This is a genomic window from Dyadobacter sp. (genome assembly GCF_051859145.1).
Classification (GTDB): domain Bacteria; phylum Bacteroidota; class Bacteroidia; order Cytophagales; family Spirosomataceae; genus Dyadobacter.
In genome coordinates, this window is record NZ_JBHYGF010000010.1 from 1 (window position 1) to 15,786 (window position 15,786).

13 protein-coding genes, 1 tRNA gene and 2 pseudogenes are annotated in these 15,786 nt (G+C 43.9%); 2 read left to right on the forward strand and 14 right to left on the reverse strand.

Features of this window, described 5'->3' with window-relative positions:
- From ACTIE6_RS01130 to smpB, 10 genes and pseudogenes are all read right to left on the reverse strand, one after another.
- Positions 1-309, reverse strand: a pseudogene (locus ACTIE6_RS01130) (quinol:cytochrome C oxidoreductase); the annotation flags it as partial.
- A gap of 33 nt (positions 310-342) precedes the next feature.
- A complete protein-coding gene (locus tag ACTIE6_RS01135) occupies positions 343-966 on the reverse strand; it encodes a c-type cytochrome (protein WP_056291122.1) in 624 nt (207 codons plus the stop codon).
- Positions 966-1,496: a DUF3341 domain-containing protein gene (locus ACTIE6_RS01140; protein WP_056291120.1), complete on the reverse strand. Its 531-nt coding sequence runs from the start codon at positions 1,494-1,496 to the stop codon at positions 966-968. The genes ACTIE6_RS01135 and ACTIE6_RS01140 overlap by 1 nt, the downstream gene beginning before the upstream one ends.
- A gap of 33 nt (positions 1,497-1,529) precedes the next feature.
- Complete coding sequence (gene nrfD / locus ACTIE6_RS01145; protein ID WP_056291119.1) at positions 1,530-2,963, reverse strand: NrfD/PsrC family molybdoenzyme membrane anchor subunit; 1,434 nt, start codon at positions 2,961-2,963, stop codon at positions 1,530-1,532.
- A gap of 47 nt (positions 2,964-3,010) precedes the next feature.
- Positions 3,011-6,109, reverse strand: a complete 3,099-nt coding sequence (locus ACTIE6_RS01150; RefSeq protein WP_439554877.1) for a TAT-variant-translocated molybdopterin oxidoreductase — start codon at positions 6,107-6,109, stop codon at positions 3,011-3,013.
- 53 nt (positions 6,110-6,162) lie between these two features.
- Positions 6,163-7,455 (reverse strand): c-type cytochrome, encoded by a 1,293-nt coding sequence (locus ACTIE6_RS01155; RefSeq protein WP_439554878.1) that lies wholly within the window; start codon positions 7,453-7,455, stop codon positions 6,163-6,165.
- Positions 7,456-7,732: 277 nt separating this feature from the next.
- Positions 7,733-7,803: transfer RNA gene (locus ACTIE6_RS01160), tRNA-Cys, on the reverse strand.
- Positions 7,804-7,888: 85 nt separating this feature from the next.
- A complete protein-coding gene (gene rpsA, locus ACTIE6_RS01165; RefSeq protein ID WP_439554879.1) occupies positions 7,889-9,700 on the reverse strand; it encodes a 30S ribosomal protein S1 in 1,812 nt (603 codons plus the stop codon).
- Between the two features lie 209 nt (positions 9,701-9,909).
- Positions 9,910-10,419: an HNH endonuclease gene (locus ACTIE6_RS01170; protein WP_056291112.1), complete on the reverse strand. Its 510-nt coding sequence runs from the start codon at positions 10,417-10,419 to the stop codon at positions 9,910-9,912.
- An 88-nt stretch (positions 10,420-10,507) separates the two neighbouring features.
- On the reverse strand, positions 10,508-10,966 hold the full coding sequence (smpB, locus tag ACTIE6_RS01175; RefSeq protein WP_439554880.1) for an SsrA-binding protein SmpB: 459 nt from the start codon (positions 10,964-10,966) through the stop codon (positions 10,508-10,510).
- Positions 10,967-11,020: 54 nt separating this feature from the next.
- Between smpB and ACTIE6_RS01180 the strand changes: the two genes are divergently transcribed.
- Positions 11,021-11,497 (forward strand): nuclear transport factor 2 family protein, encoded by a 477-nt coding sequence (locus tag ACTIE6_RS01180; protein WP_439554881.1) that lies wholly within the window; start codon positions 11,021-11,023, stop codon positions 11,495-11,497.
- Between the two features lie 3 nt (positions 11,498-11,500).
- On the opposite strand, the gene ACTIE6_RS01185 is transcribed toward ACTIE6_RS01180, so the two are convergent.
- Entirely contained in the window at positions 11,501-12,478 is a 978-nt protein-coding gene (locus tag ACTIE6_RS01185; RefSeq protein ID WP_439554882.1) for a radical SAM protein, read from the reverse strand.
- 1 nt (position 12,479) lies between these two features.
- Positions 12,480-13,322 (reverse strand): acetyl-CoA carboxylase, carboxyltransferase subunit beta, encoded by an 843-nt coding sequence (gene accD, locus ACTIE6_RS01190; RefSeq protein WP_439554883.1) that lies wholly within the window; start codon positions 13,320-13,322, stop codon positions 12,480-12,482.
- Between the two features lie 221 nt (positions 13,323-13,543).
- Here accD and ACTIE6_RS01195 point away from each other — a divergent pair, with 221 nt between their 5' ends.
- Complete coding sequence (locus tag ACTIE6_RS01195; RefSeq protein ID WP_439554884.1) at positions 13,544-14,086, forward strand: NADPH-dependent FMN reductase; 543 nt, start codon at positions 13,544-13,546, stop codon at positions 14,084-14,086.
- 37 nt (positions 14,087-14,123) lie between these two features.
- Here the strand turns inward: ACTIE6_RS01195 and ftsZ are convergent, their stop codons facing one another.
- Together ftsZ and ACTIE6_RS01205 are read right to left on the reverse strand one after the other, a co-directional pair.
- Positions 14,124-15,554, reverse strand: a complete 1,431-nt coding sequence (gene ftsZ / locus ACTIE6_RS01200; protein ID WP_439554885.1) for a cell division protein FtsZ — start codon at positions 15,552-15,554, stop codon at positions 14,124-14,126.
- A gap of 42 nt (positions 15,555-15,596) precedes the next feature.
- Positions 15,597-15,786: pseudogene (locus tag ACTIE6_RS01205) on the reverse strand (cell division protein FtsA); the annotation flags it as partial.

Genomic DNA, 15,786 nt, shown 5'->3' on the forward strand with positions numbered 1-15,786 from the left:
CACGCCATTTACCCAAAGGTTTGCCCAAATCCTGGCTACCCAGCTTTTTTCGTGGTGACTACCTGCCGCAGCACTAACTGCCTCATGGCCGGAAGCACCATGTTCAGCAGCTCCGTGCCCCACGGCTGCAGCAGCATGTTCTGCGCCATGTGCGGCAGCTTCATGTCCGCCACCGCCAGTAGCTGCCAAATATGCTCCCAAAGCTATCAGGGCTAATCCTACACCACCGCCTATTAGTAAATTCCTCTTAGCTCCCGATGTAAATTCAAACCGTTCTTCAATAGAAGGAATCGAATGTGCTGATGCCATTATCTAATTATATTTCTGTTAATCAATTTAATGTTATGCTCCTTTCTGAAGCTTCTGTACATAGTGTACGATTTTCCAGCGCTCAGCAGGGTCTATCTGGGATCCATGTGGCCACATCCGTGCTTTTCCGTATGTAATCACGTGAAAGATATGCCCTTCGTTCATAGTTTTGTAAGCATCACTTGCATAATTAGGTACCCCTTTATACATCGCACCGACCTTACCGTCGCCTGCGCCAGTAGCACCGTGACAATGCTGGCAATATCTTTCGTACAAAACTTTTCCTTCCGCCAACGTGCCCTCATTGAAAGGAATCGGGTTCTTTAAAACCTTTTCAGCAATTGAGATACTATCCGCGGGTATGTTGTAGACCATTAAATCAACCGTTGCAGAATCGCTTTCGCCAAATGTGGTTTTGTAATTCCTCCTAGCTACTGTACCTGCAACCGGCAATCTCATTGTCAAACCCATTGGGTTGATCGGATTAGCCTTTTCTTGCTTGTAAGGTTCATACCCTACCGGCAAATACATATTAGGCGCATATTCTTTTCCAGGATCACTCGGGTCTTTCTTACAGCTAGATACAGCTGACAAGAACACCGCAGCAACAAACAGACCTTTATATAAACTCTTAAATTTCATCGTCTCAAACTTCATTAAAATTGCTTGATGTTGACTTCCTCAGCCCCACTGTCCTTTAATGCTCGTGAAATTTCGTCCACTGTCATTGAGTTTCTTCCAAGATCAATAGCCATCACAAACTTGTTATCTGTTGAGCGTAGATCAAATCTGGGATGAAAATGACTTCCAGGTCCAAGTCCATTGGAGATAAAGAAGGTAGTAACCATCCCAAAGGCAGTAAAAAGTACAGTTAACTCAAATGTTATAGGAATATAGTTGGGGATAGAGATCGGGTCTTTACCACCTACAATCATCGGCCAGTCTATACCCATCGTCCAGATCATCAAGGTAAGTGCACAGATACATCCAGTTACTCCAAACATAAATGCAGCAATACCAATCCTAGTGCGGGGATGACCAAGTGCTTCATCCATTCCGTGGATCGGGAAGGGGGAATACACTTCTTTAATTTTGACGCCTGCCTTTCTAAGCCTTGGCACTGCGTGAAGCACAGTATCGTCATCGTCATAAACTCCGACCAAATACTTACCAGATAATTCTGCCATACTATTACTTATAATTAAATATCAGAAAGTCTCTTATTCTTTGTCCTTATCGTAAGCCGGCTCAGCTGTACCACGCTGCCTTACTTTGGCAACTCCGGAGATCTTAGCAGGTAACTGAGCTGATGTGGATCTTAACACTGCCTTTACCTCTGCCATATTCACAACCGGTAGATATTTTGAGAACAAAAGGAACAATGTAAAGAATAAGCCGAAAGAGAAAATGTAGTCACCAATATCGTAACGTGTTGGCGAGAACATTGCCCAGCTAGAAGGCAGATAGTCACGGTGCAATGATGTAACGATAATTACAAACCGCTCGAACCACATACCGATGTTTACAACTACCGAGATAAAGAATGTGAATGTGATGCTGCGACGCAGTTTTCTTGACCAGAATAACTGAGGAGAGATTACGTTACATGTCATCATCGCCCAGTAAGCCCACCAGTAAGGTCCGGTCATACGGTTGAAGAAAGCGTAGTATTCGTATTCAACACCTCCGTACCAAGCAATAAAGAACTCGGTGATATAAGCAACACCCACAACAGAACCGGTCAGGGTAATTACTTTATTCATCGTTTCAATGTGTTCCAGTGTAATGTAGTCTTCCAATTTGTAAACCACACGCGTAATCAGCATCAGGTTTTGCACCATTGCAAATCCTGAGAAAATTGCACCTGCAACGAAGTAAGGAGGGAAGATCGTTGTATGCCACCCCGGGATAACAGAAGTTGCAAAGTCCATACTTACAATCGTGTGTACCGAAAGTACAAGTGGCGTAGAGAGACCCGCAAGGATTAAGCTGATGTACTCGTAACGAGCCCAGGTTTTTGCAGAACCATCCCAGCCCATTGCAAACGTTCCATACATAAAACGGGACACTTTGCTGGTAGCACGGTCACGGATCGTTGCAAGATCAGGTATTAGACCTATGTACCAGAATACAAGGGAAACAGAGAAATAAGTACTAATTGCAAAAACGTCCCAAACAAGCGGTGAATTAAAGTTAACCCAAAGTGAACCAAATGCATTAGGAAGAGGCAAAGCCCAGTACGCCATCCATGGACGGCCCATGTGCATCAGAATGAAAGATGCTGCGCAGATAACGGCGAAAATCGTCATCGCCTCAGCTGCACGGTTAATTGAAGTTCTCCACTTCTGACGGAATAGCAAAAGGATTGCGGAGATCAGGGTTCCGGCGTGACCAATACCTACCCACCATACAAAGTTGGTGATATCCCAGGCCCAACCTACTGTCTTATTCAAACCCCAGACACCAAGACCTTCCCACCAGGTCCAGGCAAGGCAGACAGTTCCGTATGCCAAAACTACAAGCGATAGGCCGAATGCAATCTTCCACTCCTTGGTCGGAGCACTTTCAACATGGCGGCATATATCTTCCGTTACGTCTGCGTACGTCTTCCCACCTTGAATCAGGGGTTCTCTTACAGGTGATGTAACATGCATACTATTGTGTTTTTATAATGATTTATCTTCAAAAACTAAGCTTCAAATTACGCGTGTTCTTTCTCACTTGCAGGCTTCGCGGCAGCCACATCCTTATTCCGTATCTTAGTCAGGTAAGACAATTGCGGCCTGGTGTTGATCTCTTCCAACACGTGGAATGCACGTCCCTCTTTCTCGGTTTCCAGAATCTTGGATATTCTACTTTCCGGATCATTCATGTCACCAAATGTAATTGCATTGGTTGGGCATGACGATGCACATGCAACATTCACTTCACCATCCACAATGCGTCTTCTTTCTTTCCTTGCAGTAAGCTTGGCTTCCTGGATCCTGTGAACGCAAAGCGAACACTTCTCAATTACCCCTCTTGAACGTACAGTTACATCAGGATTAATAACCATCTTACCAAGATCATTATTGAAGTGGTAGTCGTAGTTATCGTTGTCAAAATATTTGAACCAGTTGAAGCGACGTACTTTGTATGGGCAGTTATTTGCACAATACCTTGTACCAACACAACGGTTGTAAGTCATTTGGTTTAATCCTTCCGAGCTATGCGTAGTTGCCAATACAGGACAAACAGTTTCGCAAGGCGCGTTATTACAATGTTGGCAAAGCATCGGCTGGAAGGTAACTTCCGGATTTTCAGAAGCGATTTCCAAACCTCTCAAATCTTCAACATCCGCATCGCTGCTGTAATAACGATCAATCCGCAACCAGTGCATCTCGCGACTGTTGATCACTTCCTGACGACCTACAACAGGTACATTATTCTCATTCTGGCAACTGATCACACATGAACCACAACCAAAACAAGTGTTAAGGTCGATCACCATTCCCCACGAGTGATTCTTGTATTTATGTCCATTCCAAAGTGTCAGATCTGTGGCGTCAACTGTTCCCTCAGAAGTTGGAATAGTTGGAGCAAATCTGCCAGCCATCGGATCTTTCTGGAAATGTGCTAGTACTGTTTCCTGAAGAACTGATTTACGGTTCATCACAGTACTATGTGTCTGTGTCTGAGCAATCTCCCTGGTGTCTCCAGTCTTTGAGATTGTTACTTCACCCGGAGCAAAAGAAAGATAGCCGTCAGTGAATGTTGCAAATGGATAGATATTCTTGCCAACACCATTAGCAGACTTCCCAGCCTTCTCGCGACCGTAACCAATCGAAACTGCAACAGTTCCATTGGCAAGTCCCGGTTGAACAATAACAGGCAGCTCAACAGACTTTCCTTTAAACTCCACCTTTACGACATCACCTTGTGCAAGGCTCAGTTCAGTAGCTGTTTTCTGAGAAAGGCCTGCATGGTTGTCCCAGCAAGCTTTAGTAATAGGATCGGGCAATTCCTGCAACCATGGATTGTTCGCAGATGCACCATTTCCTACACCAACATTCTCAAAAATAGCGAGCTCGATACCTGATGTAGACGCCTTATAATTCTTAGAGATTGCCGAAGCAGCAGCACTTAGATTGCCATTGAATGCAACACTTCCACCAGCCGAAGCCGCGGAATTCGATTCAAACACGCCGTCATGCAAAGATTTCACCCAGAACTGCTCGAACCCACCGGTTCCACCCTGAGCAAAAATATTTTTTCTCCAGTATGATTTTACGTATTCGTGGTAATCAGTTGGTAAACCAGCCCACTTCAGTAAACTAGACTGGCCTTGTCTCGTATTGAAAATCAGACTGATTGCAGGCTGAGTCAAGCTGTATGATCCAGCAACAGGTTCAGCGTCGTTCCACGACTCCAGGTAATGAGGAGCAGGAAGAATGTATTTGAACAGAGAGGATGTTTCATCAGCACGATCATTGAATGATACGCTTAATGAAACTTTTGGAAGAGCCGCAGCCAGTTCGGCACCACGTGGGTGATCATATACCGGATTTGCTCCCCATAGAATAACTGCTGAAACCTTGCCGCCTTTAACTTCCTCGATAAGCTGGTTCATCGCCACGTCATTTCCCTGACGATAGTAAGCAGGCTTGTCCAGGTTGATCAAAGTGCCATAGGCACCCAGCAGATTGTTCAATGCATTAACAACCACTTGTACGGAAGGATCATTAATTCCACAAACAACTAAAGCCTGCCCTTTTGCAGCTATCAATTCTGCCGCTGCCTTATCCAGATTAGGAATGTTAACCGCAGCAACTGAAACAGGTGAACCACCTAATTTCGCCGCTACTTTATTATATAATGCAGCTGCAACCAACCCAAGCTGAGAAGGTTTTACGGCAGTACGGTAATCTGCATTTGATCCTGTCAAAGACAAGATTGATTCAAATTGATAAAGGCGGGACATTTCCTTCTTACCCCCTTTTTCGCTGCTCACACGCCGCGTCTCAGCAAACTGTGCAGAATAAAGGTCCGGCGCAAGCCAGGTACCCAGAAAATCAGCGTCTATTCCAACAATGACCTTTGCTTTACTGAAATCATAGGAAGGAAGAACAGCTTTGCCAAATGAGGCCTCATTGGCTTTTAGAATTCCATAAGCAGAATTTGCATCATAAACTACGTGGCTGGTGGTAGGATATTTAGCTGTGAAATCTGCAATAACCGCTTTTGTAGATGGGCTTAAAACGGTAGATGTAAGAATACGAATAGCTCCTCCTCCTGCCGCAATCTGAGTAAGCTGATCCTGAATTTCCTTGTCAACAGTCTCCCAGCTAACTTTTGTATCATCTCCCTTTTTAGGGCCTCTTAGTTTTTCATTGTCATACAAGCCCAGGAGGGATGCATGTGCTCTTGAACTTACCCCATAAGAAACCTTCGAAAGCGAGTTACCTTCGATCTTAACGGGCCTTCCTTCACGGGTTTTTACTAAAATACTAGTGTAATCTCCACCTTCTGCATAAGTAGACGCATACCAGTTTGCAATGGTCGGAAATTCACCTTCCGGCTTATTCACGTATGGAATTGCCTTTTTAACCGGGGCATCACACGCTGCCAAAGATACCGCTGCCATACCAAAGCCAAGGACTTTCAAAAAATCGCGACGATGCGTACCAGCTCCGTCCACCAAACTTTCGTATTGGCTTTCAGTTGGTTCACCAGCAAACTCTGAACTTGCGTCCTTTATAAACTTCTCGTCGTTACGCAACTCCTCAAGTCCCCGCCAGTATCTTTTACTATTGTTTTCCATAAAACTATTCAATACAATGAGTCGTATTCTCGGGTATTATTTTCTCTTGATGATTAATAGTGGCACTTAGAGCATTCCAGACCACCTATATCAGCTACTTTCAAAGCCTCTTTACTTTCCGAAGCGTGCAGCTGAACCAGCTTGTCATAGTATTGATTGTCTTTGGTATTTACTTCTGTTTTGCGGTGACAATCAATACACCATCCCATTGTCAAAGATGAGCGCTGTTGAATCACTTCCATTTTCTCAACTTCTCCATGGCAATTCTGGCATTCTAGTCCACCCACATTTACGTGCTGGGCATGATTGAAGTATGCCAGATCAGGAAGGTTATGCACCCTCACCCATTCGATCGGCTGATTGTTTTCGATAGAAGTATAAATTTTTTGAATTTCAGGAGATTCCTTCTTGATTACTCCGTGGCAGTTCATACAGATGTTTGCTGATGGAATGTGCGCGGACTTTCCTCTGTTAACACCCGTGTGGCAGTAGTTACAGTCAATTTTGTATTCTCCTGCATGCAGTTTGTGAGAGAATGCGATAGGCTGCTTGGGAGCATAACCTTGCTGAACTCCAACACTATACGCACCGTCAATTGTAGCTTTCAGCACAAGAAGGACGAAAATCCAAAGTGTTGCTGATCTAATAGCAGGGTCTGAGGAGATTTTCTTTAAAGAACTGCCCAGTCTTGTCATGAAGTCCGGCTTCGTACCAGTTTCTACTTCTCCGCCTACAGCTTTCGACAAAAGCGACACGATTACAAGCAGAACACCCAGCACAAGGATCATTACAACAACCAGTGCACCAAGAACTACCATAAACAAACCGGAAGGACCTTCACCGCCGGACCCGCCACCACCTCCTGCAGCAGGAGCTCCACCGGGAGCAGCCGCAGCTGCAGGTGCAGCAGTAGACGCCTGATCTACATAAGCGAAGATTCCTTTAATATCGTCATCAGACAAGTTTGGAAAACTTGTCATCTGAGCTTTAGAATACTCGTTGTAGATTTTAACGGCATAAGGATCGCCCGCGGCAATCATAGCCTGTGAATTACGTACCCACTTAGACAGCCAGGCAAAATCGTGACGGGAGCTGGCACCTTTCAAACCAGGACCTACTACTCTTTCGTCAGTCACAGCATGACACTGCGCACAATTGTTTTTGAAAAGTGCCTCACCTTTTGCAGCGTCACCGCCACCTGCAGGAGCTGCCGCCGTAGCTGTACTATCCTGCGCAGAAGCAAGATTTTGCACACTCAAAAGTAGCCCTACGGCGATTGTGAAAAGGATTCTTGAGTAACTTAAGTAGGAACAAAACTTAGCGTTCTTACGGAATGATATATTCATAATCAACTATTCATTATTCTTCAACAGACAAAACTAGCTTACGATTTTTTATCCACAAAAGTATTTAGGGGATATTTTAAACCACCATCTTATTTATAATTTGTCTAATTTATTAGCCATTTTCACCGGATTAATGCTACAAAAATAACACTGATTTTCAGCATCTTGACAAAAAAAAGTACCATCTGGAGGCATATCAAGCTGCCTTTACCAAATGGTACTTTTTGAGTAATTATTTGTGCCCAAAATACAGTGCCAATTACCCTCTAATCTGATGAGGTTCCGAGCGGATTCGAACCGCTGTACGAGGTTTTGCAGACCTCTGCCTAGCCACTCGGCCACGGAACCAAATTTGGATTAGCTGCACGCTGTAAGGCTTACAGCTAATCCGGGTGCAAAAGTATCAATTTTTCTGGCTATTCGCCATTATTAATTACTTTTTGCTCTTTTTTTCACTTTCTTCCATTTGTTCTTTCAATGCAGAGAGAACACTAAGGTCTCCGAAAGTAGATTTTTCTGCGTCTTTTGCAGGAGCATCAGTATTTGACGCTTTTGCCGGTGCAGACTTAGCAGGTCTTTCTTCTTTCTTTTCCTCAGCAGGAACGTGCTTAACTTTTGAATGTGTCAGAACGATTTTCTTCTCGTCTTTCAGGAATTCAAGAACAGTGAAGTCAAGGCTCTCACCTACCTCAGCAAGTGTACCATCTTCTTTTGCAAGATTTTTGATAGCTGCAATTCCTTCAATTCCGTAAGGAAGCTCAAGTGTAGCAAACTTATCGCCTTTTGCAACAATAGTAGATTTATGTACTGAACCTACTTCAAAGATGCTTTCGAAAGTATCCCAAGGATTTTCTTCCAATTGCTTGTGGCCAAGAGCAAGACGGCGGTTATCCGCGTCAAGTTCAAGAACTACAACTTCCAGCTCATCATTCACTTTTACGAAATCAGATGGATGCTTGATCTTCTTAGTCCAGGAAAGATCTGAAACGTGTACCAGACCGTCGATACCTTCTTCAAGCTCAATAAACAAGCCGAAGTTTGTAAGGTTGCGAACCACACCTTTATGACGTGTTCCAACCGCATATTTCTCTTTAAGAGAAGCCTGAGTCCAAGGATCCTCAGTCAGTTGTTTGATACCAAGTGACATTTTACGCTCCTGACGATCCAGTGTCAATACTACTGCACTGATTTCATCATTTACATTCATGAATTCCTGGGGATTGCGCAGGTGCTGAGACCATGACATTTCAGAAACGTGGATCAAACCTTCAACACCCGGCTTAATCTCAAGGAATGCGCCGTAATCTGCAACATTAACAATGCGGCCTGTAACTTTCGATCCAACCTGGATTTCCTCATCAAGAGAATCCCAAGGGTGAGACTGAAGTTGTTTCAAACCAAGTGAAATACGTTTTTTCTCCTCATCGAAGTCAAGAACAACAACATTAAGTTTTTGATCAAGTGACAACAGATCCGATGGGTGGTTAATACGTCCCCACGAAATATCAGTGATGTGCAACAATCCGTCAACTCCACCAAGGTCGATAAACACACCAAAGTTGGTCATGTTTTTGATCACACCTTCAAGTACCTGACCTTTTTCAAGGTTGTTCAGGATTTGCTGACGTTGTGCTTCAAGATCTTTTTCGATCAGTACTTTGTGAGATACTACTACGTTGTCGTTTGCGTAGTTGATCTTAACAACTTTAACCTCCATACGTTTTCCAACAAAAATGTCGAAATCGCGGATTGGCTTAACATCAATCTGAGAACCTGGCAAGAATGCTTCAATACCGAAGATATCAACGATAAGACCACCTTTGGTTCTTCTTTTAACATTTGCATCGATAACCACATCCTCATCAAATGATTTCTGGATGTTATCCCATGCAGTAATAACTTTTGCTTTTTTGCGTGATAGAACAAGCTGACCTTGTGCGTCTTCCTGGTTCTCCACGTAAACTTCCACCTCGTCACCGATTTTCATTCCCGGTAAATCGCGGAATTCGTTAGATGAAACGATACCGTCAGATTTGAAACCGATATTCAGGATCACTTCACGGTCAGTAATACCAACTACTACACCTTTAACAACTTCTTTTTCCTGAACAGGAGAAAGAGTAGTCTCATACATTTGTTCCAGACTGCTACGGTCAGCGCTTGAATAGCCAGTACCAAAGCCTTTGTCTGCTGCTTTGTCCCAATCGAAATCAGGAAGAGGTTGATTTTGTTTTTCCTTAGACATAAATAGGAATTATAGCTCTTGAATACATCAGCTTGCGAGCTACCTAGCTGAAAATTAGTTAAACAAGCATTTTTGAAAAAAAAATGAGAGCGCAAAAGTACGCGTTTCAAGGTAAATTCCGAAGGGATGCGGGAATTTTATTTGAATGCAAAGTGAAGGGTAAGCCCCGCAAGAAACAGGCACTTACGAAAGCAATGTACTTGGCTATATTAATAGGTTCTCTCTTTGGAACCCAGATATGGTAGCCATTCATCATCTGCCAGGCCAGAAAAGTCTCTTATAAACATTAGAAAAGACGGGCGGAAGGGACGCTGTCTAAGCGGCATATCAATTTCCTCTGGGGTATGGTCGCCTTTCCTTGAATTGCAGCGCTTACAGGCAGTAGCCAGATTGTCCCATGTAGTTTTGCCGCCCCTCGACTTCGGTATCACATGGTCTAGTGTAAGATTGTCATGCGTTCCACAATACTGGCACCGGTTACCGTCCCTCTTAAAAAGATTTTGCCGGGTCATGACAACACCTCGATACGGAATATGTATGTAGCGGTGAAGGCGTATGACAACCGGCATCGGATACTGATCGTTTACGGTACGTAAATACTGCCTTCGGGACTCGGCCAGCATTTCAGCCTTGTTCATGTAGACTAATAAAAAAGCCTTCGGAACTGTGCAAACACTTAATGCGCTGTAATCTTGATTAAGAACCAGTACTTTACCCATGACACATCGAGGTAATTATTTATGACAAGATAACAAAAATCCTAAATAATAAATCCGCAATGCAGGCTCAAAATTACTGAGCACCAACTCAGTACCCGGCGCGGTCGTTCTCTCGCTTCACATCTCTTTCTTTGATACTATCGCGCTTATCGTAAAGCTTTTTACCTTTTGCCAGCGCAATGTGCAGCTTGGCGAGGCCGCGGTCATTCGTAAACATCCTCACCGGAATGATCGTTAGTCCCTGATCTTTTAGTCCCTCAGTTAACTTCCGCCGCTCTCTTTTAGTAATCAGCAGCTTGCGATCCCGCATTGGCTCGTGGTTATAATGCGTGCCTTCTGTGTAAGGTGAAATATGAAGGCTCCTCACATACAGCTCATTATCCATGAATAGACAATAAGCGTCCTGAAAATTGACTTTACCTTGCCTGATAGACTTGATCTCGGTCCCTGTCAGCGCTATTCCTGCGGTGATTTCTTCCAGAAAAAAGTACTCGAACGAAGCCCTGCGATTCTTTATATCTACTTTTTTAACTATTTTTTCAGACATATCATGAATTATAAAGGGCTCAAAATTAATTTTTTGTTAAAACTATACCAACACATGAAATCACACCTGACGCGATCAATGCAAAATGCATTTGTATTCGCATTACTTATCCTTACTAATCATAATGTGATTGCACAGGATAAATCAGCCGAAGTGAAAGCAGTTGTTAATAAGATGTTTGATGCAATGCGCGCCGGAGATTCACTTTCTCTCAGAAGTGTTGTCACAGCAGACTGTGCATTAACTTCATTATCCAAAAACAAAGCTGACTCAACAGTTGCACATACCAGCAATATGCAGGGCTTTATCAAAGCGGTAGGCACGCCGCACAAGGAGAAGTGGGACGAAAGGATTTACGATGTAAAAGTGAGTATTGACGAACCCATGGCAATTGTATGGGCGCCATATAAGTTTTACCTGGGCGAGACTTTCTCTCACTGTGGCGTTAATGTATTTACATTGATAAACACCAAAGCCGGCTGGAAAATCAGTGCGATCACGGATACGAGAAGAAAAGAAAACTGCCCCTGAGTCTCAGAACCTAACCATTTGACGCCAGGTACCTTTGAGCCGGTTGTATTTAATTGTGCTTGGCAGCGCCTTCCACCAGTACTTGTTCATTTCAACTGCAAATGAGGGCTGCATGTAGCAATTGATTACGCAACCTTCGCAAGCCGGAAGTCGGCCTTCCAATGCAACCAGCTTCTGAACCTCATCGGAGTGATAAAGCTCAAACAGATTACCTTCAATGGGAAAGTCTTTTAAACCTAAATGGTAACAGGGTAATACAAGCTTGTTCTCGGGCGAAATAACTATGGTTGTGCTGGCTGCTTTACAAACAGGAGCTTCCACGTGATTTCCGCCATCGAGCCGCAATTGTACAAAGGCTTCGTTGAGATAAACATTTTTTTGCTTCGCCCACCAAAGCAACTCTTTTAAAGCTACTTCAGAAAGATTCGACCCAACTTTGTCATACTCGAAAACGGGATTCAATATTAGCACAAGATCGTTGGGAATGCACACTTCTTCCCATAGCTGCCGGATCTTGCCAATGTTATCTTCAAAAACCGTAAAGATGATATCAGGCCGCTCACCGAGTGACTTCGCAATAGCAATGGACTCCATTACTTTGTCAAAACACTTCACACCCCGCGATATGTCGTGCTCATCGCGGTCAGGCGAGTCGAGTGAGAAATGCAGCATATCTACCAGGCCACGCAGCTTTTCGGCCTGTTTTGGATATAGCAGACCATTGCTGGTTACCGTGGTGATCATTCCATGATCCTTTGCTTCTTTTAAAAGCACGTCAAGCTGCCTGTGAAGCAAAGGCTCACCACCGGTAAAGTCAATGACCTTAACGCCAAGCTTCTTTAAATCCCGTAAATTCTCACGAAGATTTTCAACTGTAATATATGGCGAAGGTTTCTCCCAGATATCGCAAAAACCGCAGGAAGCATTGCAACGATAGGTTACATAATAATTGCAAAGTACCGGGTGGGAGATCAGACGCATATTATTTCAGCATAGAGAGCAAACTTGTTAATTTGTCTTTCAAATCCTTTCTGTCAACGATAAAATCGAGGAAACCATGTTCCAGAACGAATTCGGCGCTTTGGAATCCTTTCGGCAGATCCTTTCCGATAGTTTCCCGAATTACCCGCGGGCCGGCAAAGCCGATCAATGCCTCAGGCTCTGAAATGTTAAAATCGCCAAGCATTGCATAGGAAGCTGTAACACCACCGGTTGTCGGATCAGTTAACAAAGAAATATAAGGCACCTTCGCTTCTGACAGCTGGGCGAGGCGCGCGGAAGTTTTCGCCATTTGCATTAATGAAAATCCTGCCTCCATCATCCTTGCACCACCCGATTTTGAAATCATCAGAAACGGGAATTTATGTTCAAGCGCATACGAAATAGCGCGGGCAATTTTCTCTCCTACAACAGAACCCATTGATCCGCCTATGAAATTGAAATCCATACAGGCAATAACGATGTCCATTTCGTTCATCTTGCCGTGACCGGTTCTCACCGCATCTTTCAGCCCTGTTTTTTGCATTGTCGACTTAATCCGATCCGGATAAGCTTTGGTATCGACAAAGTGCAAAGGATCCCCGGACTTCAATTCAGCGTCCAGTTCAATGAACTCGTTATCGTCGAAAAGCAGGTTGAAGTAAACATCTGATCCTACTTTCTCGTGGTAATTACAATGCGGGCAGGTGAAAGCATTCTGCTTATGTTCTCTGGTAGGAGTAATCTTCTTGCAATTTGAACACTGATACCACAAACCATCAGGCGCCTCGCGCTTCATTTCTGTTGGTGTATTGATACCTTTCTCTTTCCGAATGAACCAGGACATGTTTCTTGTGGGTTGATTGTAAATATAACAGCTTCGCTACGAGCAGCTTATATTAATTTCATGATGAATACAAGACTCAAATATAAGAATAAATGTTTTTTTATGTGGGTATCCTGATGATACCTGTTGCCGAAGAATGCAGCAGCCAGTCTGGTATGAACAATTTTCAAAGTAATTTGTTACTATAAAACCGACGATTTGACGGTTTATTTATAATCTAAATGAGTACAGCTCCTTCACCAATTGTGATCATCGTTGGAACCAACAGGCCCAGCTCCATGTCACGGAAAATTGCGGAATACTATCAGTCCATTCTGAATCACCTCGGCGCGCCGAGCATTATTCTTGATCTTGTTAATTTGCCCGACGATTTTACAGTCTCTGCTTTGTACGCAAATTCAGGTAAAAATGAGGATTTCAACAACCTCAGGTCGCTTCTGGAACAAACTGACAAATTCGTGTTTATCGTTCCGGAATACAATGGATCTTACCCTGGCGTATTAAAGGCATTCATCGACGGACTTCCTTACCCCAACAGTTTTGCAAATAAAAAAGCTGCCTTGGTTGGGTTATCCTCTAATATGCAGGGAGCTGCAATTGCATTAAGCCACCTGAACGATGTTTTCAGTTACCTCGGAATGAATACGCTTGCATTAAGAGTAAAGCTGGCTCAGATCCGCTCACATTTTCATGACAATGTTATGTCAAATGCATTATACAAAGAGCTTTTGGAAATGCAGGCCGGGCAACTTATTCATTTTTGAGTAAAAGAAAAAAGGGAGCTTTTAGCTCCCTTCTCCATTATTTCAACCAATGCTGTTCCATTTCGAATGCCGGAATCGCCGGTCTTTTCCAGAGTTCCGCCCGGCTTCTTCTGAATGCCGGTCCTTCCAGGTCAGCGAACTTTACAAGCCCATCCTTGAAGGAATCGATCATAATTCTTAAATCTTCGTTATCTTCTTCTGACCAGTCGTCGTTTTCTCCCACTTCGGTCAGAGAAATATTAACTGGCTCGAAACCTGTTGAAACTGGTTCTTTTTCCATTACCAGATCAACCGAGCTCGTTGGTGTGTTTTCAAAAACATCTTCCGTCAGCACAATCTCCTCCTGATCAACAGCGACTTCTTCTTTTACTTCAAATCCATTTACCGCCGTTTCAACGGTACCTGGAAACTTATGCGACAACTTAATGCCCGGGATCGGAGATTCAATGCTGTCAAAACCTGCTGCCACAATCGTAACGCGTAGTTTGTCAACCAGCGAATCGTCGATAATCGTACCCAGCTTGAACATACGCGCTTCGCCGCCCACTTGCGACAATACATAGCTCCATATCTCGCGTTGTTCCTTCATCGTAGCCTCCTTTTTCTTGCTGGTAGCAAGTGTTACGAGGATACGTTTTGCGCCGCGGATATCCCGGTCGTTCAGAAGCGGGGAATCCAGTGCTTCTTTAATAGCTACCTGCGCGCGATCGGTACCAGTCGCTTCGGAGGTTCCCATTACGGACTGACCTGCCTTTTTCAGTACTTTCTCAACATCTTTAAAGTCAGTGTTGATATTTCCATTTGTGGTAATGATTTCGGAAATACTTTTCACTGCATTCAAAAGAATTCCATCTGCTTCGGCAAATGCCTGCGTGATGGTCATATCTTCAAACAGCTCTTCCAGTTTGTCATTCAAAACAACCAGTACCGTGTCGCAGTACTTTTTAAGTTGTTCAATACCTTCGAGTGCCTGTTCTTTCTTGTCAAATCCTTCCCACGTATAAGGTGCAGTAACTACCGCCACGGTCAGCTTACCCATTTCCCTGGCAAGCTGCGCGATTACCGGAGCTGCGCCTGTTCCAGTTCCACCACCCATACCTGCGGTGATAAAGACCATTTGCGTTGATCCGCCCAGAAGACCCTTGATCTCTTCAATCGTTTCAAGAGCAGCTTCTTTACCTTTTGTAGCATCGGTACCAGCTCCAAGTCCCTGGGTCAATGTAGCGCCAAGCTGGATTTTAACGGGAACGGGACTATTCGCGAGTGCCTGTCTGTCGGTATTACAAACTGCGAATTCCACATCTTTGATCTTACGTTCAAACATGTAGTTTACGGCATTGCTACCGCCTCCGCCTACTCCGATTACCTTGATAATAGCAGGTTCCTCCTGCTGGTCGACTGGATAATCCTTTACGATTTCGTTCACAATATAGTCCTGATCTAATGCTTGCAACAAGCTCTTGTTCAATGTTTTTTCCGGGGTTGATTTGGTCATAATTTCTACTGATTATCAATAGTCGCCTAAACTATCGTCCTTTTTTCCGATAATATTATTGATGTTATCCCAAAATGTGCCACCCGTCTTTTTGACCGGCTCTTTAACTTCTTTCGGCTTTTCCTTTTGCACAACTCCCGTGTTGAATGCAGTTGCCGGCTTACAAACAGACTTAACCCGCGGATCGATGGACCTGATACCAGCC